Here is a 23,433-nt window from a genome sequence, read left to right as displayed (position 1 = left end):
CAATCCTAGTAAGCCCTTACTTGATAAAAATGATATAATAGAGCCAAGTATCTGTAAAGAGAGGTTGAATATGAAGCGATATTTTTATCTTCTGTTGGTTTTATTTTCCTGCCTTTGTTTTGGTCAGGTTGTCTCGGCTGTTGACTATGATATTGAATCCTATCAAGGCGATCTGGCCCTGCGTGAGGACAATACAGCTACCTACACAGAGAAAGTGACCTACAAGTTTAATGACGACTATAATGGTCAGATTGTTTCGCTGGGCTCGGCTGGAAAGATGCCCAATGGTTTTGCCATTGATGGGAATCCGACGATCTCGATTCAGACCAATGGTGAGACTGATGTGGACTTTAGACCAGAAATCAAAGATTTGGGCGATGGTTATGAGGTCAAAATCTATAATTCAGGCTACGATGGTGACCGAGTCATAGTCACTGTGACCTGGCAGTTGAGAAATCTCCTTTTTCTTCACAGGGATATTGCTGAGCTCAACTGGACTCCTATCAGCGACTGGGACCAGGGGATAGGAGAGGTCGTTTTGACGGTTTCTGGCTTGAGTAATCCAGATAAGAGCGAGCTCTTTGCTCATAGCGGCTACTTTGGTACCCAGCCTTTCGTCGATAAGGATGGCACTGACTATCTGGTCAAAATCAATGGAATTGGCTCGGGCGATAATGTCGAGCTCCACGGCTATTGGGATCGACAAGCGGTCTCTCTCGTGTCCCAGAATGAAGACGAGAGCGACTACTTGCCAACCTTTAAAGCTCAAGAAGAAAAGATTGCCCGCAAGACGGTCTTTTACCGGCAACTAGGAGAAATTTATATGCCCTTGCTGCTCTTATGTGCCATCCTTGCAGCGGCTATCCTTTATTTTGTCTTTGCCCAGAAGATCAAGCCTAAGCAGTCTTATCCCAAGAATGCCCGTCTATATGAGGCTCCTCAGGACTTGGCTCCGCTTGTCTTGGCGGAAAATATTTACGCAGTAGACATGGAGGATGTCGATCCGACTAGGGGCGGCAAGGCAGTGCTGAACTTTGAAAACATGGTCCAGGCGACTTTGTTAGACCTGCTGGATAGGGGCAATCTCCTCCTGCAGGGAGATGCTGAAAATCCTGTTCTGCAAATAGCAACTTATGATGGGCTGGCAGACTTTGAGAGACGTTTTCTGGGCATGGCTTTTAACAAGCAATCCCAAGCCAGTGTGAAAGCTCTCTTTTCAGCCTATCAAATTTCAGAAGATATTTATAAGCACAAGTCTTCTGCGGATGAGTCCTATATCCGTAACATTGGTAGCAATATCAAGTCCTTATTTACTAACAGTTTGCGCTCCTTATCTAAAGAAGTGCGCTCTGAAGGCAAGCGTTTGGGTCTCTTTAGTCACTACCGGCCTCTCAAAGTTCAGGAAAAGAGATTGCTGATTACTGCCATTATTCTAGCTAGTGCTGTTTTGTTGTTCTCTCTTGGAGTTTTGTTTGTCTATATGGCAGCTTTTGAAAGCCTTATCTGGATATATATTCCCTTAGCACTGGTGGGACTTGTTATGATTTGCATTTTTGCTAGTAAGGCACAGCTTTATTGGCGAGATGGTGTCCTGAATGACGAAGGCGCGTATGATTACTATCTGTGGAGAAGTTTTTCCAATATGCTGCGAGATATTGCTCATCTGGACAATACAGAAATTGAAGGTATTATCCTCTGGAACCGTCTCTTGGTCTATGCGACCCTCTTTGGCTATGCAGATCGTGTCAGCCGTGTCATGGCTCTACGTCAGATTCGCTTGCAAAATCCATCTATGGACAGCTATGTTCAGGCTAACTTGCACTATGCCTTCTATAGCAGTATGCACAGTTTCTCAAACTACGGCCATGTAGCCACCACAGCCAGCAATTTCTCCGTCTCATCTGGCGGAAGTTCAGGTGGTGGGTTCTCTGGCGGCGGAGGCGGTGGAGGCGGTGGAGCTTTCTGATAGACAAGCCCCCGCCTATCCGGAAAAGTCTTAGTACTGGCTTTTCCTGGCCTTGAAATTGTGATATAATAAGACCTAATACTCTTTGGGAATTTAAATGTGACTTTCCTTGAGTAAACCCTTGTTTCAGGAGTATTCTATGTTTATCATTGAAATTTTTATCTCTATTATTTACGGTATCATCGAAGGAATCACAGAATGGCTGCCGATTTCCAGTACAGGGCACCTGATTTTAATTCAAGACTTTATCCAGTTTAAGAATCAAAGTCCAGCCTTTATGGAAATGTTTAATGTTGTTATCCAGCTGGGAGCCATTTTGGCGGTTGTCGTCATCTATTTTGACAAGCTCAACCCTTTTAAATCAGGCAAGTCAGCACGTCAGGTTCAAAAGACCTGGCAGCTTTGGGCCAAGGTCGTCGTGGCAGCCTTGCCGGCTGCTGTTATCGGCTTATTCTTGGATGATTGGTTTGAAGCGCATTTTTATAATCTGGTCTCTGTGTCAGTGATGCTGATTGTCTATGGGGCGGCTTTTATCTATCTGGAAAGGCGTGAGCATGAGGAGCCTGCTGTGACAGATTTAGCTTCTCTTCCTTACAAGACTGCCTTGCAAATTGGTCTCTTTCAGATTCTAGCTCTCTTTCCTGGGACTAGCCGTTCTGGTGCCACCATTGTCGGCGGTCTCCTAAATGGTGTCAGCCGTTCTGTCGTGACAGAGTTCACTTTCTATCTAGGGATTCCCATTATGTTTGGCGCTAGCGGCTGGAAAATTCTCAAGTTCATCAAGAATGGGAATGGTCTGGGATTTGGGCAAATCTTCTTGCTTTTGGTTGCCATGGGAGTGGCCTTCGGTGTCAGTCTAGTCGTGATTCGTTTCCTGACAGACTACGTCAAAAAGCATGACTTTACAATTTTTGGGAAATATCGGATTGGCCTAGGTGGTGTGCTTCTGGTTTATGCAGCAATCAAGGCCTTGATGGGATAAAAGGGGAAATTTTAATGTTTCCTTGACTATCTCATGTAGTGAAATAATAAGCTCTCGGAATTTTCTGAGAGCTTTTTTCTTGCAACTTCCATTTTCAGAGCAATACTAGCTATTTTTTGAAATACGGGGGATTTTTTAGTATAATAGTAGGACTAGAAGTGTATGAGGTAGAGATATGGAAATGAAACAGATTAGTGATTCGACAATAAAAATCACGATTCAGCTGGAAGATTTGGAAGAGCGCGGCATGGAAATGGCCGATTTCTTGGTTCCCCAAGAAAAGACGGAAGAATTTTTCTATACCATCTTAGATGAGTTGGAAATGCCGGATAATTTTTTGGACAGCGGTATGCTGAGCTTCCGTGTGACGCCTAAGCCAGATAAGGTGGATGTTTTTGTTACCAAGTCTAAGTTGGATAAGAATCTGAGTTTTGAGGATTTGGCAGATTTGCCAGACATGGATGAGCTGTCTCATATGTCTCCAGATGAATTCCTCAAGACATTGGAAAAGAGCATTTTTGAAAAGAGTAAGGAAGACATAGAAGCAGTCCAATCTTTGGAAACGGCAGAAGCTGAGGAAGGGGAACAGCTCTCTCAGGAGGCGGCTGATGAGCAGTCGGCGGAAAATGCAGAGCGCTATATTTACTATATCCTGCGTTTTGAAGATATTAAGGCTGCTGCGGCCTTTGCTCAGACGGTGGACTATAAGATCGACCTATCAGAGCTTTATAAGTATGATTCAGCTTATTATTTGACGATTTTGGTAGACGTTGAAGGATTCCCAGAACGCTATCCAGCTTGGCTTTTGGCTAAGATGCGTGAATTCGCAGATGATTCAGATATCACTCGGGCAGTGCTGCAGGAGCACGGTCATCTTCTTTTGGTGACAGATGCCGTCTCCGGCCTGCAGAAGGTTGAATGCCTATGATTACTTTTCCGTTAAAGTTTATCTTGGTATTGCTGGGAACTTTTTTTATCGGGGTGATTCTGACGCCCTTAGTTCGGCTCTTAGCCTTTAAGATTGGTGCGGTAGATTATCCCAATGCTCGCCGCATCAATAAAAAGCCCATGCCTAGCAGTGGCGGGTTGGCGATTGTAGCGGCCTTTTCTATCTCTACTCTGCTCTTGATGCCGCAAATTGTTGCTGTAGATTTTTTTGGACAGACCTATTTTGATTATGTTTGGCCGGTCGTTCTAGGTGGTTTGATTATTGCCTTTACAGGGCTGGTTGATGATATCAAAGAACTATCGCCTCTGCTGAAAATGGGGGGAATTGTTCTAGCAGCCAGTCTAATCTGGTGGCTGACAGATTTCCGATTGGATGATTTTAAGATTCCTTTTGGCGGACCTTTCCTGCATTTTGAGCCTTGGCTATCCTATATTTTGACAGTGGTGTGGATTATTTCCATCACCAATGCGGTTAATTTGATTGACGGTTTGGATGGTCTGGTGAGTGGGGTGTCCATCATCTCCTTGGTGACGATGGGGATTGTTTCTTACTTCTTTTTGCCCCAACACAATCTCTTTCTGACCCTGACTATTTTCGTCTTGGTCTTGTCAATTGCGGGTTTTTTCCCTTACAATTACCACCCAGCTATCATCTATCTTGGTGATACGGGGGCTCTCTTCATCGGCTTTATGATTGCTGTTCTGTCCTTGCAAGGATTGAAAAATGCGACGGCTGTTGCGGTGGTGACGCCTATGATTATCTTAGGAGTGCCGATTACGGATACTTTTCTGGCGATTATCCGCCGTACTCTATCTGGTCAGAAATTCTACACGCCTGACAAGCATCATCTTCATCACAGACTCTTATCCTTGGGATTGACTCATCGAGGAACAGTGTTGGTTATCTATGGGATTTCACTGGTCTTTGCCATGATTTCTCTCTTGTTGAATGTTTCCAGTCGAATTGGTGGCGTGCTCTTGATGATAGGCTTACTTCTGGGTGTTGAGCTCTTTGCTGAGCTGGTCGGAGTTTTGGGGCCTAATCGTACTCCTTTGCTCAATATTCTCCGCTTTATTGGGAACTCCTCCTACCGTGAGGAAGTTCGGCGGAAATGGCGTCAAAAGAGGAATAAATAAGAATAGCTCTAAACAAAATAAAAGCCTTTTGGGCTTTTTTTTGGTATACTAAAGTATGTAAATCAGCTAAGCAAAGAAAGGAAAAAGAAATGTCTGTCTTAGAAATCAAAGATCTTCATGTCGAAATCGAAGGAAAAAAAATTCTCAAAGGGGTGAATCTCACTCTGAAAACGGGAGAGGTTGCAGCCATTATGGGCCCAAATGGAACAGGGAAGTCCACCTTGTCTGCAGCCATCATGGGCAATCCTAACTACGAAGTGACTCAAGGAGAGGTGCTTTTTGATGGAGTCAATATCTTGGAGTTGGAAGTGGATGAGCGTGCTCGCATGGGACTCTTCCTGGCTATGCAATACCCTAGTGAAATTCCTGGCATTACTAATGCAGAGTTTCTCCGTGCTGCCATGAATGCTGGCAAAGAAGACGAGGAAAAAATCTCCGTCCGCGACTTTATCATGAAGTTGGATGAAAAGATGGAACTGCTCAACATGAAAGAAGAAATGGCTGAGCGCTACCTTAATGAAGGTTTCTCCGGTGGTGAAAAGAAACGCAATGAAATCCTGCAGTTGCTCATGCTTGAGCCGACTTTTGCACTCTTGGATGAGATTGACTCAGGTCTGGATATCGATGCTCTTAAGGTTGTGTCCAAAGGGGTTAATGCTATGCGTGGTGAAGGCTTTGGTGCTATGATTATCACTCACTACCAACGTTTGCTTAACTACATCACTCCAGATGTGGTTCATGTCATGATGGATGGTAAAGTCGTTCTTTCTGGCGGCCCAGAATTGGCAGTCCGCTTGGAGAAAGAAGGCTATGCTAAATTGGCTGAAGAGTTGGGCTTCACCTATACCGAAGAAGCCTAGTCAAACATTCTTTTGACTTTGATAAAAGATAGGAGAATGACATGACTAAAGAATTGATTCAAGAATTTTCACAGCTACATGCAGAGCCAGATTGGCTCTTTCAACTGCGCCAGCAGGCCTTTGATAAGATTGACCAGTTAGAATTGCCGCGTATTGAGCGGGTTAAATTTCACCGTTGGAATCTGGGTGACGGCCGTATTTCAGAGAGTGAGCCGCTGACAAGTGTTCCAGACTTTACAGCCCTAGATGACAATCTCAAGCTTGTTCAGTTGGGAACTCATACTGTTCTGGAGCAATTGCCAGCTGACTTGGCAGCACAAGGTGTGGTTTTCACTGATTTCCACACTGCCTTAGAAGAGATTCCAGAGCTGGTAGAGAAGCATTTTATGTCTGCGGTCAAGTACGACGAGGACAAATTGGCAGCTTACCACACTGCCTATTTCAACAGCGGTGCCGTTCTTTATGTGCCGGACAATGTTGAGATTGACCAGCCAATTGAAGGAATTTTTTATCAGGACGGTGAAAGCGATGTTCCATTTAACAAGCATATTTTGATTATCGCAGGCAAGCATTCCAAGGTTAACTACTTGGAACGCTTAGAAACTTACGGCGAGGGCTCTGTCCCAGTAACAGCCAATATCACTGTCGAAGTTATTGCTCAGGCTGGAGCTCAGATTAAGTTTTCAGCTATTGACCGCTTGGGCGAAAATGTAACGGCTTATATCAGTCGCCGTGGCAAGCTGGACAACGATGCTATGATTGACTGGGCTATCGGCGTTATGAACGAAGGCAATGTCGTGGCTGACTTTGATAGCGACCTCTATGGCAAGGGGAGCCATGCGGATATGAAAGTGGTGGCTCTTTCAAGCGGTAAGCAGGTTCAGGGGATTGATACCCGCGTAACTAACTATGGCCGCAACTCTATCGGAAACATCCTGCAGCACGGGGTTATCCTGGAAAAAGGAACCTTGACCTTCAATGGTATCGGTCATATTATCAAAGGGGCTAAGGGAGCAGATGCTCAGCAGGAAAGCCGAGTTCTCATGCTGTCTGATCAAGCGCGCTCAGATGCTAACCCCATCCTCTTGATTGATGAAAACGATGTGACAGCTGGTCACGCAGCTTCTATCGGTCAGGTGGATCCAGAAGATATGTACTACCTCATGAGTCGGGGTCTTGATAAGGCGACGGCTGAACGCTTGGTCGTGCGCGGCTTCTTAGGGTCAGTGATAGTAGAAATCCCTGTTAAGGAAGTCCGTGATGAAATGATTGAAAATATCGATATTATTCTCGCAAAAAGATAAAAAGCTGGGCCTTGTCCCGTGTAAGTAGATAGGAGTCTTCATGTCTGGATTTAATGCAGAAGCAATCAAGCAAGATTTTCCCATTTTGGACCAAATTGTCAATGATGAGCCTTTGGTTTATTTGGACAATGCGGCGACAACCCAGAAACCCAAGAAGGTGCTGGCAGCTATTGAAAACTACTATCTTAGAGACAATGCCAATGTCCACCGGGGTGTGCATACGCTAGCCGAGCGGGCGACGGCAGCTTATGAAGCGGCCAGGGAAAGAGTTCGTGCTTTTATCAATGCGGCTTCTAGCAGAGAGGTTCTCTTTACACGAGGAACCACGACGAGTCTCAATTGGGTGGCTCAGTTTGCGACTGAAAGGTTGCAGCTTGGTGATGAAGTGCTGATTTCTATCATGGAGCACCATTCCAATGTCATTCCCTGGCAGGAAGCTTGTAGGAAGACTGGAGCCAAGCTGGTATATGTCTATCTCAAAGACGGTGCTCTGGATATGGAGGATTTCCGTGCCAAGCTCAATGAGCGGACAAAGTTTGTCTCTCTGGCTCATGCCTCTAATGTCCTCGGTGTCATCAATCCCATCAAGGAAATTGCCCAGCTGGCTCATCGGCAAGGAGCGCTTTTGGTGGTGGATGGGGCTCAATCCATTCCGCACATGGAAATTGATGTGCAGGATTTGGATGTGGACTTCTTCGCCTTTTCTGGGCATAAGATGGCTGGACCTACTGGAATCGGGGTACTCTATGGCAAGGAAGAGCTGCTAGAGCAGATGTTGCCAGTTGAGTTTGGCGGCGAAATGATTGATTTTGTCTATGAGCAGGAAGCGACATGGAAGGAATTGCCTTGGAAATTTGAAGCTGGAACTCCAAATATGGCAGGAGCAATCGGTATTGCAGCAGCCATTGATTATTTGGAAGACTTGGGTATGGATGCCATTGCTCAGCATGAGCAGGACCTGATTGCCTACGTATTTCCTAAGCTGCAGGCAGTGGAAGGTTTGACCATTTATGGCTCTCAGGATTTGGCTCAGCGCTCAGGCGTGATTGCCTTTAACCTGGATGGTCTCCATCCGCATGATGTCGCGACGGCTCTGGACTACGAAGGAGTGGCTGTTCGGGCAGGGCACCATTGTGCCCAGCCTCTGCTCGCCTATCTGCAGGTGCCAGCGACTGTGCGAGCCAGCTTTTATATCTACAATACCTATGCGGATTGCGACAAGCTGGTAGATGCTTTAGAAAAGACAAAGGAGTTTTTCAATGGCACTTTCTAAGTTAGACAGTCTTTACAAGGCGGTTGTGACTGACCACTCGGCTCACCCCCATCATCATGGGAAACTGGAAGATGTGGAGCAGGTAGTTCTCAATAACCCGACCTGTGGTGATGTCATCAGCCTGTCTGTGAAGTTTAATGCGGAAGATATGATTGAGGATATTGCCTTTGTGAATTCCGGCTGCACCATCTCAACGGCTTCGGCCAGCATGATGACGGATGCGGTTCTGGGCAAGACAAAAGAGCAGGCGCTGGAATTAGCAGAAGTTTTCTCGCAGATGGTTCAGGGCCAAGAAGACAGTCGCCAGAAAGAATTGGGAGATGGATCCTTTTTAGCAGGCGTTGCCAAATTCCCGCAGCGAATTAAGTGTGCGACCTTGGGTTGGAATGCCCTCAAGCGAGCAATTGAAGAAGATAAAAAGTAAGAATGTGAAAGGAAATTATGTCAGAAGAAAGAGTAGAACCAAAACCGATTGATCTCGGTGAATACAAGTTTGGTTTCCACGACGATGTTGAACCTGTTCTCTCGACAGGGAAAGGGCTGAATGAAGCGGTCATTCGTGAGCTTTCTGCAGCCAAGGATGAACCAGAGTGGATGCTGGATTTCCGCCTCAAATCCTACGAGGCTTTCAAGAAGATGCCGATGCAGACTTGGGGGCCGGATTTGTCAGAAATTAATTTTGATGACTTGATTTATTACCAAAAGGCCTCTGATAAGCCAGCTAGAAGCTGGGATGAAGTGCCTGAGAAGATTAAGGAAACCTTTGAGAAGATTGGGATCCCAGAAGCAGAGCGAGCTTACCTGGCTGGTGCGGCGGCCCAGTATGAATCAGAAGTTGTGTATCACAATATGAAAGAAGAGTTTCAAAAGCTTGGCATTGTCTTTACGGATACCGACTCAGCTCTTAAGGAATACCCAGAGCTCTTCAAACAGTATTTTGCTAAGCTGGTCCCTCCGACAGATAACAAGCTAGCAGCTCTCAACTCCGCGGTCTGGTCTGGTGGTACCTTTATCTATGTACCAAAAGGCGTCAAGGTAGATGTTCCCTTGCAGACTTATTTCCGGATTAACAATGAAAATTCTGGTCAATTTGAGCGGACTTTGATTATTGTCGATGAGGGCGCTAGCGTCCATTATGTAGAAGGATGTACTGCTCCGACTTATTCTAGCAATAGCTTGCATGCGGCGATTGTTGAAATTTTTGCCCTCGATGGTGCCTATATGCGCTACACCACTATTCAAAACTGGTCCGATAATGTCTACAACCTCGTGACCAAGCGGGCGCGGGCTATGAAAGATGCGACAGTTGAGTGGATTGACGGGAACCTTGGTGCGAAAACGACTATGAAATATCCGTCTGTCTATCTGGACGGACCTGGAGCGCGTGGAACAATGTTGTCTATTGCCTTTGCTAATACCAATCAGCACCAAGATACAGGTGCTAAGATGATTCATAATGCTCCGCATACCAGCTCATCTATCGTGTCTAAGTCTATTGCTAAGGGCGGAGGTAAAGTGGACTACCGCGGTCAAGTGACCTTTGGAAAGAATTCACAGAAATCTGTCAGCCATATTGAGTGTGATACGATTATCATGGATGATATTTCGGCGTCAGATACCATTCCTTTTAATGAAATTCATAACTCTCAAGTGGCTCTGGAGCATGAGGCCAAGGTTTCTAAGATTTCCGAAGAGCAGCTCTACTATCTTATGAGCCGTGGCTTGTCTGAATCCGAAGCAACCGAAATGATTGTCATGGGCTTTGTCGAGCCATTCACCAAAGAACTGCCTATGGAGTATGCTGTTGAGCTTAACCGCTTGATTAGCTATGAAATGGAAGGATCAGTTGGATAAAGCTTTGTCTAGGCGAAACTTTAAATCACTGCTTAAAGAACCGCATTGCGAGTTAATATTCAAAGAAGTTTACTAGTTCTAGTCCAACATTTACAAAACATACAAAACAACCGCGAATCATTTGATTCGCGGCTTTTTTTATAATTTCTCGTTGACATAGCGGACGAAGTCATTCCACCAGACCTTGAAGAAGATACTTTTTTCCACCTCTTGGCCGGCTACCATTGTGACAGAAGGTGCTTTGTTTTCCAGATAGCCTTGGCCGATTGGCTCAGGGTCATTATAGGTCAAGGTTCCGAGCTCAGTATTTTTTTTCAGTGGAGCTTGGAAGCCTTTTTCGTTGGTGGAGAATTCTACTTTGTGTTCCGCCTGATTGGCGATGCGTTCAATGATGGTAAAATCCTTGCTGGCAACGGCTGGCACGGTCTTTTGTTTGCCGTCAATAACGGTTGAATGGCTTTTATTGTAGGCTTCACCCTCGGCCACAATGGTCGTCTGGGTGAAGTTTTGCGAAACATAGTTCATCAAAGACGCTGTGGCTACAAAGCGTGCGTAAGGGTCTCCGTCAGTTTGCTCAACGTCTAGCACAACTGTAATCATGCGGATGCCATTCTCAGTAGTCGTTGCAACAAAGGAAGAGCCTCCCTTCTCCGAACTGCCGGCTTTGAGTCCGTCCACACCTGAGCGGAAGTTGGACTGGTTTTCCAGCATGAAGTTATAATTTTCCAGACTCGTCCCCGCAATTTTGGCTGTGGACTTGGAAGTGATCTCTGTCACTTGAGGGAAGTCCATAATCAGATGCCGGCTGATAACAGCCAAGTCGTAGGCGCTGAATTTGTTTTCAGTGTCCTTGCTTTTTTTAGCTGTGCTAGCTGAGGCAGTATAGTCTGTTTCTTCAGTTGCGTATTCCAGAAGAAGAGTATTCAGCCCTGTGGAGTTCACAATAGTAGCATCTTTGATACCCCATTCTTTAAGCTTAGCCTTCATCATTTGGACGAAATTTTCTTCGCTGCCCCCAACCTTCTCAGCCAAAGCAATCGTGGCACTGTTGGAGCTGGACATCAAGGAAGCGGCAATCAAGTCTTTGACTTTGTAACGTTTGGCTTCCAAAGGGACATTGCTGATATTTGGATTAGATGTCAGACTGTAAGCGTAGTCTGAAATATCAACATAAGTATCGGCAGTCAAGTCTCCTCTGTCAATGGCTTCATAGACCAGATAGACGGTCAAAAGATTGGTGATGGAGCCGACTTCGATTGGAGTATTAGCATCTTTTTCGTAGAGAATCTTTCCAGAAGTAGCATCCACAGCCATTGCACTTTTAGCGGCAATGTTGAAATCATCTGCTGCCACCTTGTTGGCGGTCATTCCGACCAAAACTAGTAAACATAGGAATAATCGTTTCATTTCTTTCCCCTAAAACAAGATATAACCATTGTATCATAAAATTCTCTTTTCTTTTATAAATCAAGGATAATAAAAGGTTACAAAATAAATGTAGAGAAAAGTAGGGTAATCCCCTTAAAGAGATTTTTTATAAAAGCATCTTTCGGAAAAACTCACAAAATAGAAAAATATTTGAAATAATACAGATATACAAGCTGAAAAATAGAAAATTATTATTTTCCTACATAAAACATTTGTTTTTATAAAAAAATATTGTATAATAATACAATATAAATTGAGAAGGAGAATGCTCATGAAAAAATCTAAATGGTTGGCCATTACTGGACTGACAGTCGTGTCAACACTAATCTTAGCTGCTTGTGGAAGCTCTAGTGCCAGTAATACCTATTCTTATGTCTATTTGAGTGATCCTGATACTTTGGACTATGTCAATTCAAATCGAGCTACTACGTCCGATGTTATTACAAACTTGGTGGACGGCCTTTTAGAAAATGATAAATACGGCAATTTGGTTCCATCTATTGCGGAAGACTGGACTGTTTCAAAGGATGGTTTGACCTATACCTATAAGCTTCGTAAAGATGCTAAGTGGTACACATCAGATGGTGAAGAATATGCAGAGGTTAAAGCACAAGACTTTGTAGCAGGTTTGAAGCACGCGGCAGATGAAAATTCTGAAGCTCTTCCTATCGTCCAAAGCTCTATCAAAGGCTTGGATGCCTATGTCAAAGGAGAGTCTAAAGACTTCTCAACAGTTGGAGTAAAAGCAGTTGATGACCACACGGTCGAATACACGCTCAACCAGCCAGAAAGCTACTGGAACTCTAAGACGACCATGGGGATTCTGTTCCCCATCAATGAGGATTTCTTGAAGTCACAAGGCAAAGATTTTGGTACCGTAAAACCTTCTTCCATTCTTTATAACGGACCTTATGTTCTGAAAGCATTCACTTCTAAGTCTGTCATTGAATATGCTAAAAACCAGAACTATTGGGATAAGGACAATGTCAAGGTTGAAAATATAAAACTGACTTATTTTGATGGTTCGGATCAGGAATCCTTGATCCGCAACTTCTCAGACGGGGCTTATTCTCAAGCACGGCTTTACCCTACGAGCTCTAACTATGCTTCTGTAGAAAAGCAGTACAAAGACAATATTATTTACACACCACAGAATTCAACTAGTTTCTATTTTGCTTTCAATCTGAATCGTAAGACTTATAATCATTCGTCTAAGACATCAGATGCTCAAAAGGCATCAACTACAGCTGCTATTCAAAATAAAGACTTCCGTCAGGCGATTAACTTTGCCTTTGACCGGACATCTTTTGGAGCTCAGATGAATGGTAAAGATGGAGCGACTAAACTCATCCGTAGCTTGCTTGTTCCTCCTAGCTTTGTGCAGGTGGACGGTAAGGACTTCTCTGATGTAGTAGAGAGCCAACTTTCATCTTATGGAGATGAGTGGAATGGCATTAAGCTGGCGGATGCTCAGGATAGTATCTACAATGCTGATAAAGCCAAGGCGGAATTTGCCAAGGCAAAAGAAACCTTGCAAGCTGAAGGTGTAGAATTCCCAATCCATATTGACGTCCCTGTCGATCAGTCTGACAAGGTTTTGGTACAACGGACGAACTCCTTCAAACAGTCTGTCGAATCAGCGCTTGGCCAAGAAAATGTCGTTATTGATGTTCAGCAAATGTCAACAGATGACTTTGATAATTCTGCCTACTTTGCAGAAACAGCAGCTCAGAAAGACTACGATCTCAACATGTCTGGCTGGTCAGCAGACTACCAAGATCCATCAACTTATCTGAATATCTTTAACCCTGAAACAGGTGATGCTGCAGATAATATTGGTATAGAAAAAGGGAAAAATGCTGATGTGGCAAATAAGGTTGGCTTGAATGAATACAAGGCTTTGCTGGATGAAGCTGATCAAGAAAAACAAGATACAGATGCTCGTTACACCAAGTACGCAGCAGCTCAGGCTTGGTTGACGGATAGCTCCATTGTTATTCCTAGTGTTTCTGGTGGTGGTTCACCAGTCGTTCAGAAGGTTGTGCCATTTACCAAGTCTTACTCTTATGTCGGAATTAAAGGAGATGCCTATGTCTTTAAGAACATGGAGCTCCAAAATGATATTGTTACAGCTAAAGACTATGAAGCGGCTCTTAAGAAATGGGAAAAAGAAAAGGAAGCATCCAATAAAAAAGCCCAAGAAGACTTAGAAAAACACATTAAATAAGGTTCTGAACCGCGAATTTTTGATTCTTTATAAACAGTTTGGAATCAAAAGTTTGTGAATACGATAAAGCGAGACTGAGACATTTTGTCCCAGTCTCTTTTTTTATATGACTCTCTATTGCATTGAAGCGTTTACATCCTGTCGCAGAAGTGCTATAATGAAAGTAATCTTAATGAAAACTGGAGGAAGTTTATGAAAACATCTAAGTTAGCTGCAGCTGCTGGGCTTGTCATTCTCTCTACAGGAATTTTGGCTGCCTGTTCGTTTGGCGGCTCTAATTCATCTGGGAAAAACTATAGCTATGTTTATACCGCAGATCCAGATACGTTGGATTACACTGTGTCCAATAAGCGAGCAACCAACGAGATTATGGCTAATGTAGTGGATGGTTTGCTGGAAAGCGATAAGTATGGTAACTTAGTGCCTTCTCTAGCGGAAGATTGGACCGTTTCAAAAGATGGTCTGACCTATACTTATAAGCTTCGTGAGGGAGTGAAATGGTATACTTCTGATGGTGAAGAGTATGCAGATGTGACTGCTAAGGACTTTGTAACCAGCCTGAAGCATGCCGCAGACAGCAAGTCTGATGGTCTCTATATCGTTCAAAAATCCATTAAAGGCTTGGACGACTATGTCAATGGTAAAATAACTGACTTCTCCCAAGTTGGTGTTAAGGCGGTGGATGATTCTACTGTTCAATACACTTTGAATCAGCCAGAAAGTTTCTGGAATTCTAAGACAACCATGGGGATTCTTTTCCCAATTAACGAAGAATTTCTGAAATCAAAAGGTGACAAATTTGCTCAGGGGACAGATCCAACCAGCGTCCTCTATAACGGTCCGTTTATCTTGAAATCTATCACTTCCAAATCTCAAATTAGCTTAGAGAAAAATCCAAACTATTGGGATAAGGAAAAGGTAAAAATTGATACTGTCAAATTCTCTTACTACGATGGGCAAGATACAGAATCGCTGGTGCGTGGCTTCTCTGACGGCAACTACACCATTGCCCGTCTTTTCCCAAATAGCTCCAACTTTGCCAGTGTGAAGAAACAGTATGGAGACAATATCGTCTACACTCCTCAAGGTTCAGGAACCTTCTTTGTTACAACTAATATCGACCGTCAGTCTTACGAGCATACTTCTAAGACAACGGATGCACAGAAAGCTTCCACTAAGAAAGCACTGCTCAATAAAGATTTCCGTCAGGCTCTGCTTTTTGCCTTTGACCGTACTGCCTATTCTGCCCAAACCAATGGCGAAGAAGCAGCAGACAAGCAACTTCGTAATACCTTTGTTCCGCCAACCTTTGTTCAGGCTAATGGTAAAGAGTTCGGCAGCATTGTAGAAGAAAATCTGGCTAGCTATGGCGATGAGTGGAAGGGAGTCAAATTAGACGACGCTCAGGATGGCTTTTATAATCCAGAAAAAGCTAAGGCAGAATTTGCCAAAGCTAAGGAAGCGCTGCAGGCAGAAGGAGTGGAATTCCCTATTCATCTGGATATTCCGGTCAGCTCAGCAGACACCAATGGCGTTAAGAGTGTTCAGTCACTGAAGCAGTCTATTGAAGCCAACCTTGGCTCTGAGAATGTGGTGATTGACATTCAGCAGATGACAGATGATGACTTGAATAACATCACCTACTTTGCGACCTCAGCATCTCAAGAAGACTGGGACTTGAATAATAATCTCGGTTGGAGTCCAGATTATAACGATCCATCTTCTTATTTGGAAATCACTGGTTCTAAGACAGGTGAAAATGTTGACAGCTACTTTGGATTTGATCCTGGTACGGATAATGCAGCAGCTAAAGAGGCTGGCTTTGAAGAGTATGATAAACTCTTGGAAGACGCTGCTTCAGAAAACGAGGACATTAACAAACGTTACGAAAAATATGCAGCAGCTCAGGCTTGGCTGACAGACAGTGCCCTGTTGATGCCGGCATGGTCATCTGGTGCAACACCAAGTGTCCGTAAGCTTGTTCCATTCTCAGGACCATTTGCTTGGACTGGAAACAAGGGTGAATACAGCTTTAAATATGTTGAAATCCAAGATAAACCAATAACGACTAAAGAATATGAAAAAGCGCGTGAAAAATGGGCAAAAGAAAAGGAAGAATCCAACAAAAAAGCTCAAAAAGAACTCGCAGAACATATCAAATAGAGCAAGAAAATCCCATTGTAGCAACAGTGGGATTTTTGATGATTTTGAAGACGAAATGGACGAGGTTGAGCTTGTCTGGTCCTAGATAATCAACATCCAAGAAAACCAATTGCATAAACATCTTAGGGTGTTAGTGAGCTAACTTAATATTCTGAAAATTTATTTTACTTTTAGTACTATCTATGCTATAATCTTAATTAAATCTAAAAATCTAAAAGATGGAGAAACCCATATGAAACAAAGCAAAGTCCTTGCATTAGCAGGAGTCACTCTTCTTGCAGCTGGCTTTCTTGCAGCTTGCTCAGGCTCTAAGCCAAACACAAAGTCAGGCAGCTCAGACTCTTCAAACACCTTTAATTATATCTACGAGACAGATCCTGAAAACTTGAACTATCTCACTTCAAGTAAAGCTGCTACAACAGACTTGACTGCCAATGTCATTGACGGTCTTTTAGAAAACGATCAATATGGAAACTTGGTTCCTTCAATGGCAGAGGAATGGACTGTATCACCAGATGGAAAAACTTATACTTATAAGCTTCGCAAAGATGCTAAGTGGTATACTTCTGAAGGTGAAGAGTATGCAGATGTGACAGCAGAAGACTTTGTTACAGGTCTTAAGTATGCAGCAGACAATAAATCTGAAACAATCTACTTGGTTCAGGATTCTGTCAAAGGGCTTAAGGACTATATTTCTGGGAAGATTGATTTCTCAGAAGTAGGGATTAAAGCAGTTGATGATCATACCGTTGAGTATACTCTTAATGAGCCAGAAAGCTTCTGGAACTCTAAGACTACAATGGGAATTCTCTACCCAGTAAACAAAGACTTTTTGGAAAACCAAGGCGATAAGTTCGCTCAAGCAACTGATCCAACAAGTTTGCTTTACAACGGACCTTTCTTGCTCAAATCATTGACTTCAAAATCTGAAATCCAATTTGAGAAGAATCCTAATTATTGGGACAAAGAAAATGTTCACGTAGATGCAGTTAAACTCTCTTTCTATGATGGACAAGATCAAGGAAAACCTGCTGAGCAGTTCAGCCAAGGCGCATTGACAACAGCCAGACTTTTCCCAACTAGTGCGACTTATGAAAAGGTTGAAAAAGACTTTAAAGATAATATCGTCTATACACCTCAAGATGCCTCAACTTTCTTAGTAGGTACTAACATTGATCGCCAGTCTTATAATCATACGGCTAAGACATCAGAAGCTCAAAAGACTTCAACTAAGAAAGCCTTGCTTAACAAGGACTTCCGTCAGGCTTTGACCTTTGCCTTCAATCGTGAGTCCTATGCATCTCAGATTAATGGTAAGGACGGAGCAGACAAACTTCTTCGTAACCTTTACATCCCACCTACATTTGTGCAGGCTGGTGACAAGTCCTTCGGTGACTTAGTTAAGGAAAAAGTAGTAACTTATGGCGACGAATGGAAAGACGTTGACTTCTCAGATGGTCAAGATGGTCTCTATAACGAGAACAAAGCAAAGGCTGAATTCGCTAAAGCAAAAGAAGCTTTGAAAGCTGATGGAGTGGAATTCCCAATTCATCTGGACATTCCGGTTGATCAAACAGCTACTTCTAAAGTACAGCGCGTTCAATCCCTCAAGCAATCCATTGAGAAGACTTTGGGAACAGATAATGTTGTGATTGATGTTCACCAATTGTCTAAGGATGAAGTGACTAACATTACCTTGTTTGCTCCTTCTGCTGCTGAAGAGGACTGGGATATTTCAGATAATGTCGGCTGGTCTCCGGACTATCAAGATCCATCTACCTATCTTGATGTTATCAAACCTGGTGGTGAAAACACCAAGACCTTCTTAGGATTTGATGGCACAGATAATGCCGCAGCGAAACAAGTTGGTTTGGATGAATATACCAAGCTGGTTGACGAAGCTGGTGCAGAAAAGCAAGATTTGAACAAGCGTTATGAAAAATATGCGGCTGCTCAGGCTTGGCTGACTGATAGTGCTTTGTTGATTCCGGTAACTTCTAGAACAGGTCGTCCAACCTTGACTAAGGTAGTGCCTTTCTCAGCACCGTTTGCTTGGTCTGGTGCTAAGGCGCGTGAAGCAGCAAGTTATAAGTACATGAAATTGCAGGATGAGCCTGTAACGACAAAAGATTATAATAGCGCTCAGGAAAAATGGAATAAAGAACGTGCGGAATCTAATAAAAAAGCTCAAGAAGAATTAGCAGACCACGTGAAATAAGCTTGCTAAGAGAACTTTCTCTAATAGAGGAGAAAGTTCTTTTGGAATTTAAAGGAAACGATAAATGAAAAAATATATTTTTATGCGTATCTTACGCTCAATTGTGTCGATTTTCTTGGTGACGACCCTGACTTATGCCATTATCTATACTATGGTGCCAAGAAGGTTGATTTTCAAGCAGGATCCTAACTATAATAAGATAGCGACCAATAAAGATAAAAAGACTAACTATGAAAACACTATCTTTGAGCGGATGGGCTACATTGACTATTATGATACAAAGGAACTGCAGGAGAAAGCCAGCAAGGAAGATTCTTCTGTTACCACAGAAGCTACAGAAGCAAACGAGAAGATTTATCAGAAGTATATTGATAAACTTGGCAATGGCTGGAAATTGCAGAAATTCCCACTGAGCGGAGAATTCTATGCTGTACGTGAAGTACCTGTTTATGAACGTGTCTTTGAGTTCTATGCTAATTTGATTCAAATTGACCATCCAAATGTTATCCAAGATGAGGAAAATCCAAACCTAGAGCGTTATATCCGGTTTGAAAATGATCCTTCTGTTGGCTGGTCTCTTGTGGGTTCTGGTACCAAGCATAAGTATCTGCTGTACTTTAATGGTCAGTTCCCATTTGTCCACCAGAACTTTATTACCTTTAATTTAGGGAATTCTTATCCAACCTATGCCAATATCCCTGTTCTGCAGGTTATTACACAGGGACAAGGACAAACTAAGTCTTCTGAAGTTCAATTCCCAACAGGTAAAAAGACATCGTCTGTTAACATTTACTCTCGTACCTATAAGACGCCAAGCAAAGCAGACTCACAGGATATTGCTAAGTTTGGTAAGGGAGATGCTTATACGGCGACTCAAAGCAACTATCAAAATCCATCCATGATTACCAGCTCAGCCATTATCGGTTTGATTGGTGTGGCTCTGTCTTATCTGATTGCTATTCCACTCGGATCCTACATGGCTCGACTCAAGAATACATGGTTTGATAGCATTTCTACAGCGGGCTTGACCTTTATGATGTCACTGCCAACCATCGCCTTGGTTTACATCGTTCGTTTGGCGGGGTCTGCTGTTGGTCTTCCAGACTCCTTCCCAATCTTGGGAGCAGGAGATTGGCGTTCTTATGTCCTTCCAGCTGTTATTTTAGGGCTTTTGAGTGCTCCTTGGACAGCTGTTTGGATTCGTCGTTATATGATTGACCTGCAGTCTCAGGACTTTGTCCGCTTTGCACGTGCTAAGGGTCTCTCTGAAAAAGAAATTTCTAACAAGCACATCTTTAAAAACGCTATGGTGCCGCTGGTATCTAGTATCCCAGCTTCTATCGTTGGTGTTATTGCAGGTGCGACTCTGACAGAAACTGTCTTTGCCTTTCCTGGTATGGGTAAGATGCTGATTGATTCTGTTAAGGCATCCAATAACTCTATGGTTGTTGGTCTTGTATTCATCTTCACATGTCTGTCTATCTTTGCTCTCTTGCTGGGTGACATTCTGATGACTGTACTGGACCCACGTATCAAGTTAACATCAAAAGGAGGTAAATAATGGCTACAATTGATAAAAGCAAATTCCAATTTGTCAAACGTGACGATTTTGCCTCTGAAACGATTGATGCTCCAGCCTATTCTTACTGGAAATCAGTCATGCGTCAATTTCTGAAAAAGAAATCAACCATTACCATGCTAGGGATTCTGATTGCCATTATTCTCATGAGCTTCATTTATCCTATGTTTTCAAACTTCGACTTTAATGACGTGAGCAAGGTAAATGATTTTAGCATGCGTTATATCAAACCAAGTGCTCAATACTGGTTTGGAACGGATAGTAATGGTAAGTCTCTCTTTGACGGTGTTTGGTTTGGTGCCCGTAACTCTATTCTTATTTCGATTATTGCGACGGTTATTAATCTGGCTATCGGAGTTATCATTGGCGGTATCTGGGGAATTTCCAAAACAGTTGACCGTGTCATGATGGAAATCTACAATATCATTTCAAATATCCCAGCCCTCTTGATTGTCATTGTCTTGACCTACTCTATTGGTGCTGGTTTCTGGAATCTTATTTTTGCCATGACGATTACTGGTTGGGTCGGTATTGCCTACACCATCCGTGTGCAGATTATGCGCTATCGGGATTTGGAATATAACCTTGCCTCTCGTACCCTTGGTACACCGACTCTCAAGATTGTAACGAAGAACATTATGCCGCAGTTGGTATCTGTTATCGTGACCACCACTTCACAGATGCTGCCAAGTTTTATCTCTTACGAAGCCTTTCTGTCCTTCTTTGGATTAGGACTTCCTGTAACAGTGCCGAGTTTGGGACGCTTGATTTCAGATTATTCACAAAACGTGACGACAAATGCCTACCTCTTTTGGATTCCACTCACAACTCTGATTTTGGTATCCCTTACTTTCTTCGTAGTTGGTCAAAACTTAGCCGACGCCAGCGATCCACGTACACATAGATAGGAGTAAATATGACAAAGAATGAAAATGTAATATTGACTGCTCGCGATATTGTCGTGGAATTCGATGTTCGCGATCGTGTCTTAACCGCCATTCGTGGAGTCTCTCTGGACTTGATTGAAGGCGAAGTTCTGGCTATTGTTGGTGAATCAGGCTCAGGAAAGTCTGTCTTGACCAAGACCTTTACCGGTATGTTAGAAGAAAATGGCCGTGTAGCTAAAGGAACCATTGACTACCGCGGTAAAGATTTGACGACTCTTCGTAGTAACAAGGATTGGGAGCCTATTCGCGGTGCAAAAATTGCGACTATCTTCCAAGATCCGATGACGAGCTTGGATCCCATTAATACCATTGGAAGCCAGATTACAGAGGTCATTATCAAGCACCAAGGAAAATCAGCCAAAGAAGCTAAAAAAATGGCCATTGACTACATGAGTAAGGTCGGGATTCCAGATGCAGAAAAACGTTTCGAAGAATATCCTTTCCAATACTCAGGTGGTATGCGTCAGCGGATTGTAATTGCTATTGCCTTGGCTTGCCGCCCTGATATTCTTATCTGTGATGAGCCGACAACGGCCCTCGATGTAACGATTCAAGCGCAGATCATTGACTTGCTCAAATCATTGCAGCAAGAATATCATTTCACAACTATCTTTATTACGCACGACCTTGGTGTTGTGGCTAGTATTGCAGATAAGGTTGCGGTCATGTATGCCGGTGAAATTGTAGAATACGGTACAGTTGAAGAAATCTTTTACGAGCCAAAACATCCTTATACATGGAGTTTGCTATCCAGCTTGCCTCAGTTGGCAGATGCGAATGGTGCGCTTTACTCGATTCCTGGTACTCCGCCGTCACTTTATTCACCAATCAAAGGGGATGCCTTTGCTTTGCGTTCTGACTATGCCATGTCAATTGACTTTGAAGAAGAAGCACCGGCTTTCAAGGTCTCAGATACTCATTGGGCTAAGACTTGGTTGCTGCACGAAGATGCGCCTAAGGTTGATAAACCAGAGATTATCGAAAACCTACATGAAAAAATTCGTTCGAAAATGGGCTTCAATCAATTAGAAGCTTAGGAGGAAGGAAATGACTGAAAAATTAGTTGAAATTAAAGATTTAGAAATTTCCTTCGGCGAAGGAAGTAAGAAATTTGTAGCAGTAAAAAACGCAAATTTCTTCATCAACAAGGGGGAAACTTTCTCTCTTGTAGGAGAATCAGGCTCTGGTAAGACTACTATTGGTCGAGCTATTATCGGCCTTAATGATACCAGTGCAGGTGATATCTTCTACGAAGGCAAAAAGATTAATGGTAAAAAGTCAAAAGCAGAAGAAGCAGACTTGATTCGCAAGATTCAGATGATTTTTCAAGACCCAGCAGCTAGCCTGAATGAACGTGCAACGGTTGACTATATCATATCTGAGGGTCTCTATAATTACCATTTGTTTGATAGTGAAGAAGACCGGCAAAGAAAAGTTAAAAATATCATCAATGAAGTTGGCTTGTTGGCTGAGCATTTAACTCGCTATCCTCATGAATTCTCTGGTGGACAGCGTCAGCGGATTGGGATTGCTCGTGCTCTGGTCATGCAACCAGATTTCGTAATTGCTGATGAGCCAATCTCTGCTTTGGACGTATCTGTTCGGGCTCAGGTTTTGAATCTTTTGAAAAAATTCCAAAAAGAGTTGGGCTTGACATATCTGTTTATTGCCCATGACCTTTCGGTAGTTCGTTTTATTTCTGATCGTATCGCCGTGATTTACAAAGGTGTCATTGTAGAAGTGGCAGAGACAGAGGAATTGTTCAACCATCCTGTCCACCCTTATACACAATCCCTGCTCTCAGCTGTTCCAATTCCAGACCCAATCTTGGAGCGTAAAAAAGTGTTGAAGGTCTATGATCCTGAACAGCACGATTATTCTGTTGATAAACCAGAAATGGCAGAGATTCGTCCGGGACACTACGTCTGGGCTAATAAAGCAGAACTCGAAAAGTATAAACAAGAACAAGAATAGAAAAAATGTCCGAAAGGGCATTTTTTGCGCCTTTATAAAGAAAGAATGTAGGTCAATTTACCATCCTCAAAGGTATGTAAAACTATTCACCAATTTAAAAATAATAATTTTTTAATTTTTTTCAAAAAAGGTATTGACAGTTGGTAGGTATAGGTGATATACTAATATAGTTGTCGCGAAAGACAAAGCCCTTTGAAAACTGAACAAGACGAACCAAGTGCAGGGTGACATAGAGATATGTAACCTGTCAAAAAACGAAAATAAATCTGTCAGTGGACAGTAATGAGTGCGAACTCAAACTTTTTAATGAGAGTTTGATCCTGGCTCAGGACGAACGCTGGCGGCGTGCCTAATACATGCAAGTAGAACGCTGAAGAGAGGAGCTTGCTCTTCTTGGATGAATAGAGATATGTAACCTGTCAAAAAACGAAAATAAATCTGTCAGTGGACAGTAATGAGTGCGAACTCAAACTTTTTAATGAGAGTTTGATCCTGGCTCAGGACGAACGCTGGCGGCGTGCCTAATACATGCAAGTAGAACGCTGAAGAGAGGAGCTTGCTCTTCTTGGATGA

At 43.1% G+C, this 23,433-nt stretch carries 17 protein-coding genes and 1 rRNA gene; 17 read left to right on the top strand and 1 reads right to left on the bottom strand.

The window, feature by feature from the left end; genetic code table 11:
* Positions 1-70: 70 nt before the first annotated feature.
* The 9 genes from D8877_RS10685 to sufB all read left to right on the top strand — a co-directional run bounded on the left by D8877_RS10685 (position 71) and on the right by sufB (position 10,324).
* Complete coding sequence (locus tag D8877_RS10685; RefSeq protein ID WP_125340380.1) at positions 71-1,966, top strand: DUF2207 domain-containing protein; 1,896 nt, start codon at positions 71-73, stop codon at positions 1,964-1,966.
* A gap of 139 nt (positions 1,967-2,105) precedes the next feature.
* Positions 2,106-2,948: an undecaprenyl-diphosphate phosphatase gene (locus D8877_RS10680; protein ID WP_002893640.1), complete on the top strand. Its 843-nt coding sequence runs from the start codon at positions 2,106-2,108 to the stop codon at positions 2,946-2,948.
* Between the two features lie 175 nt (positions 2,949-3,123).
* Positions 3,124-3,876 carry an adaptor protein MecA gene (gene mecA, locus D8877_RS10675; protein WP_002893638.1) on the top strand — a complete coding sequence of 251 codons (753 nt, stop codon included), beginning with the start codon at positions 3,124-3,126 and terminating at the stop codon, positions 3,874-3,876.
* Positions 3,867-5,033, top strand: a complete 1,167-nt coding sequence (locus D8877_RS10670) for a glycosyltransferase family 4 protein (protein ID WP_002893637.1) — start codon at positions 3,867-3,869, stop codon at positions 5,031-5,033. The genes mecA and D8877_RS10670 overlap by 10 nt, the downstream gene beginning before the upstream one ends.
* Positions 5,034-5,122: 89 nt before the next feature.
* Positions 5,123-5,893 (top strand): Fe-S cluster assembly ATPase SufC, encoded by a 771-nt coding sequence (gene sufC, locus D8877_RS10665; protein ID WP_002893635.1) that lies wholly within the window; start codon positions 5,123-5,125, stop codon positions 5,891-5,893.
* Between the two features lie 41 nt (positions 5,894-5,934).
* Complete coding sequence (sufD, locus tag D8877_RS10660) at positions 5,935-7,197, top strand: Fe-S cluster assembly protein SufD (protein ID WP_125353290.1); 1,263 nt, start codon at positions 5,935-5,937, stop codon at positions 7,195-7,197.
* A gap of 40 nt (positions 7,198-7,237) precedes the next feature.
* On the top strand, positions 7,238-8,470 hold the full coding sequence (locus tag D8877_RS10655; protein ID WP_125353288.1) for a cysteine desulfurase: 1,233 nt from the start codon (positions 7,238-7,240) through the stop codon (positions 8,468-8,470).
* Positions 8,457-8,894 carry a Fe-S cluster assembly sulfur transfer protein SufU gene (sufU, locus tag D8877_RS10650; protein WP_125353286.1) on the top strand — a complete coding sequence of 146 codons (438 nt, stop codon included), beginning with the start codon at positions 8,457-8,459 and terminating at the stop codon, positions 8,892-8,894. The genes D8877_RS10655 and sufU overlap by 14 nt, the downstream gene beginning before the upstream one ends.
* Before the next feature lie 17 nt (positions 8,895-8,911).
* Positions 8,912-10,324, top strand: coding sequence for a Fe-S cluster assembly protein SufB (sufB, locus tag D8877_RS10645; RefSeq protein ID WP_002893631.1), 1,413 nt, complete (start codon positions 8,912-8,914; stop codon positions 10,322-10,324).
* A 138-nt stretch (positions 10,325-10,462) separates the two neighbouring features.
* On the opposite strand, the gene pbp3 is transcribed toward sufB, so the two are convergent.
* The gene (gene pbp3, locus D8877_RS10640) at positions 10,463-11,731 is read right to left on the bottom strand and encodes a D-alanyl-D-alanine carboxypeptidase PBP3 (protein WP_111675345.1); all 1,269 of its coding nucleotides are present in this window, start codon (positions 11,729-11,731) and stop codon (positions 10,463-10,465) included.
* 292 nt (positions 11,732-12,023) lie between these two features.
* Here pbp3 and D8877_RS10635 point away from each other — a divergent pair, with 292 nt between their 5' ends.
* The 8 genes from D8877_RS10635 to D8877_RS10595 all read left to right on the top strand — a co-directional run.
* On the top strand, positions 12,024-13,979 hold the full coding sequence (locus tag D8877_RS10635) for a peptide ABC transporter substrate-binding protein (RefSeq protein ID WP_032912388.1): 1,956 nt from the start codon (positions 12,024-12,026) through the stop codon (positions 13,977-13,979).
* Positions 13,980-14,171: 192 nt separating this feature from the next.
* Positions 14,172-16,142, top strand: coding sequence for a peptide ABC transporter substrate-binding protein (locus D8877_RS10630; protein ID WP_125341748.1), 1,971 nt, complete (start codon positions 14,172-14,174; stop codon positions 16,140-16,142).
* A 232-nt stretch (positions 16,143-16,374) separates the two neighbouring features.
* Positions 16,375-18,360, top strand: a complete 1,986-nt coding sequence (locus tag D8877_RS10620) for a peptide ABC transporter substrate-binding protein (protein WP_125341750.1) — start codon at positions 16,375-16,377, stop codon at positions 18,358-18,360.
* A gap of 64 nt (positions 18,361-18,424) precedes the next feature.
* Complete coding sequence (locus tag D8877_RS10615) at positions 18,425-19,921, top strand: ABC transporter permease (protein ID WP_002902452.1); 1,497 nt, start codon at positions 18,425-18,427, stop codon at positions 19,919-19,921.
* Positions 19,921-20,847: an oligopeptide ABC transporter permease OppC gene (oppC, locus tag D8877_RS10610; RefSeq protein ID WP_002898857.1), complete on the top strand. Its 927-nt coding sequence runs from the start codon at positions 19,921-19,923 to the stop codon at positions 20,845-20,847. Before D8877_RS10615 ends, oppC begins: the two co-directional genes overlap by 1 nt.
* 8 nt (positions 20,848-20,855) lie before the next feature.
* The gene (locus D8877_RS10605; protein ID WP_002901221.1) at positions 20,856-21,923 is read left to right on the top strand and encodes an ABC transporter ATP-binding protein; all 1,068 of its coding nucleotides are present in this window, start codon (positions 20,856-20,858) and stop codon (positions 21,921-21,923) included.
* A gap of 10 nt (positions 21,924-21,933) precedes the next feature.
* A complete protein-coding gene (locus D8877_RS10600; protein WP_002916385.1) occupies positions 21,934-22,860 on the top strand; it encodes an ATP-binding cassette domain-containing protein in 927 nt (308 codons plus the stop codon).
* A gap of 474 nt (positions 22,861-23,334) precedes the next feature.
* Positions 23,335-23,433, top strand: a 16S ribosomal RNA gene (locus D8877_RS10595); the annotation flags it as partial.

It is taken from the genome of Streptococcus sanguinis (genome assembly GCF_003943735.1).
GTDB lineage: Bacteria > Bacillota > Bacilli > Lactobacillales > Streptococcaceae > Streptococcus > Streptococcus sanguinis_E.
Note: the sequence above shows the minus strand (reverse complement) of the source record. Positions and strands in the feature narration are given on the sequence as shown.

Excerpts from the sequence above, each read along its gene's own strand:
- D8877_RS10685 (WP_125340380.1), top strand. The coding sequence starts at position 71 with ATGAAGCGATATTTTTATCTTCTGTTGGTTTTATTTTCCTGCCTTTGT.
- D8877_RS10680 (WP_002893640.1), top strand. The coding sequence starts at position 2,106 with ATGTTTATCATTGAAATTTTTATCTCTATTATTTACGGTATCATCGAA.
- mecA (WP_002893638.1), top strand. The coding sequence starts at position 3,124 with ATGGAAATGAAACAGATTAGTGATTCGACAATAAAAATCACGATTCAG.
- D8877_RS10670 (WP_002893637.1), top strand. The coding sequence starts at position 3,867 with ATGCCTATGATTACTTTTCCGTTAAAGTTTATCTTGGTATTGCTGGGA.
- sufC (WP_002893635.1), top strand. The coding sequence starts at position 5,123 with ATGTCTGTCTTAGAAATCAAAGATCTTCATGTCGAAATCGAAGGAAAA.
- sufD (WP_125353290.1), top strand. The coding sequence starts at position 5,935 with ATGACTAAAGAATTGATTCAAGAATTTTCACAGCTACATGCAGAGCCA.
- D8877_RS10655 (WP_125353288.1), top strand. The coding sequence starts at position 7,238 with ATGTCTGGATTTAATGCAGAAGCAATCAAGCAAGATTTTCCCATTTTG.
- sufU (WP_125353286.1), top strand. The coding sequence starts at position 8,457 with ATGGCACTTTCTAAGTTAGACAGTCTTTACAAGGCGGTTGTGACTGAC.
- sufB (WP_002893631.1), top strand. The coding sequence starts at position 8,912 with ATGTCAGAAGAAAGAGTAGAACCAAAACCGATTGATCTCGGTGAATAC.
- pbp3 (WP_111675345.1), bottom strand. The coding sequence starts at position 11,731 with ATGAAACGATTATTCCTATGTTTACTAGTTTTGGTCGGAATGACCGCC.
- D8877_RS10635 (WP_032912388.1), top strand. The coding sequence starts at position 12,024 with ATGAAAAAATCTAAATGGTTGGCCATTACTGGACTGACAGTCGTGTCA.
- D8877_RS10630 (WP_125341748.1), top strand. The coding sequence starts at position 14,172 with ATGAAAACATCTAAGTTAGCTGCAGCTGCTGGGCTTGTCATTCTCTCT.
- D8877_RS10620 (WP_125341750.1), top strand. The coding sequence starts at position 16,375 with ATGAAACAAAGCAAAGTCCTTGCATTAGCAGGAGTCACTCTTCTTGCA.
- D8877_RS10615 (WP_002902452.1), top strand. The coding sequence starts at position 18,425 with ATGAAAAAATATATTTTTATGCGTATCTTACGCTCAATTGTGTCGATT.
- oppC (WP_002898857.1), top strand. The coding sequence starts at position 19,921 with ATGGCTACAATTGATAAAAGCAAATTCCAATTTGTCAAACGTGACGAT.
- D8877_RS10605 (WP_002901221.1), top strand. The coding sequence starts at position 20,856 with ATGACAAAGAATGAAAATGTAATATTGACTGCTCGCGATATTGTCGTG.
- D8877_RS10600 (WP_002916385.1), top strand. The coding sequence starts at position 21,934 with ATGACTGAAAAATTAGTTGAAATTAAAGATTTAGAAATTTCCTTCGGC.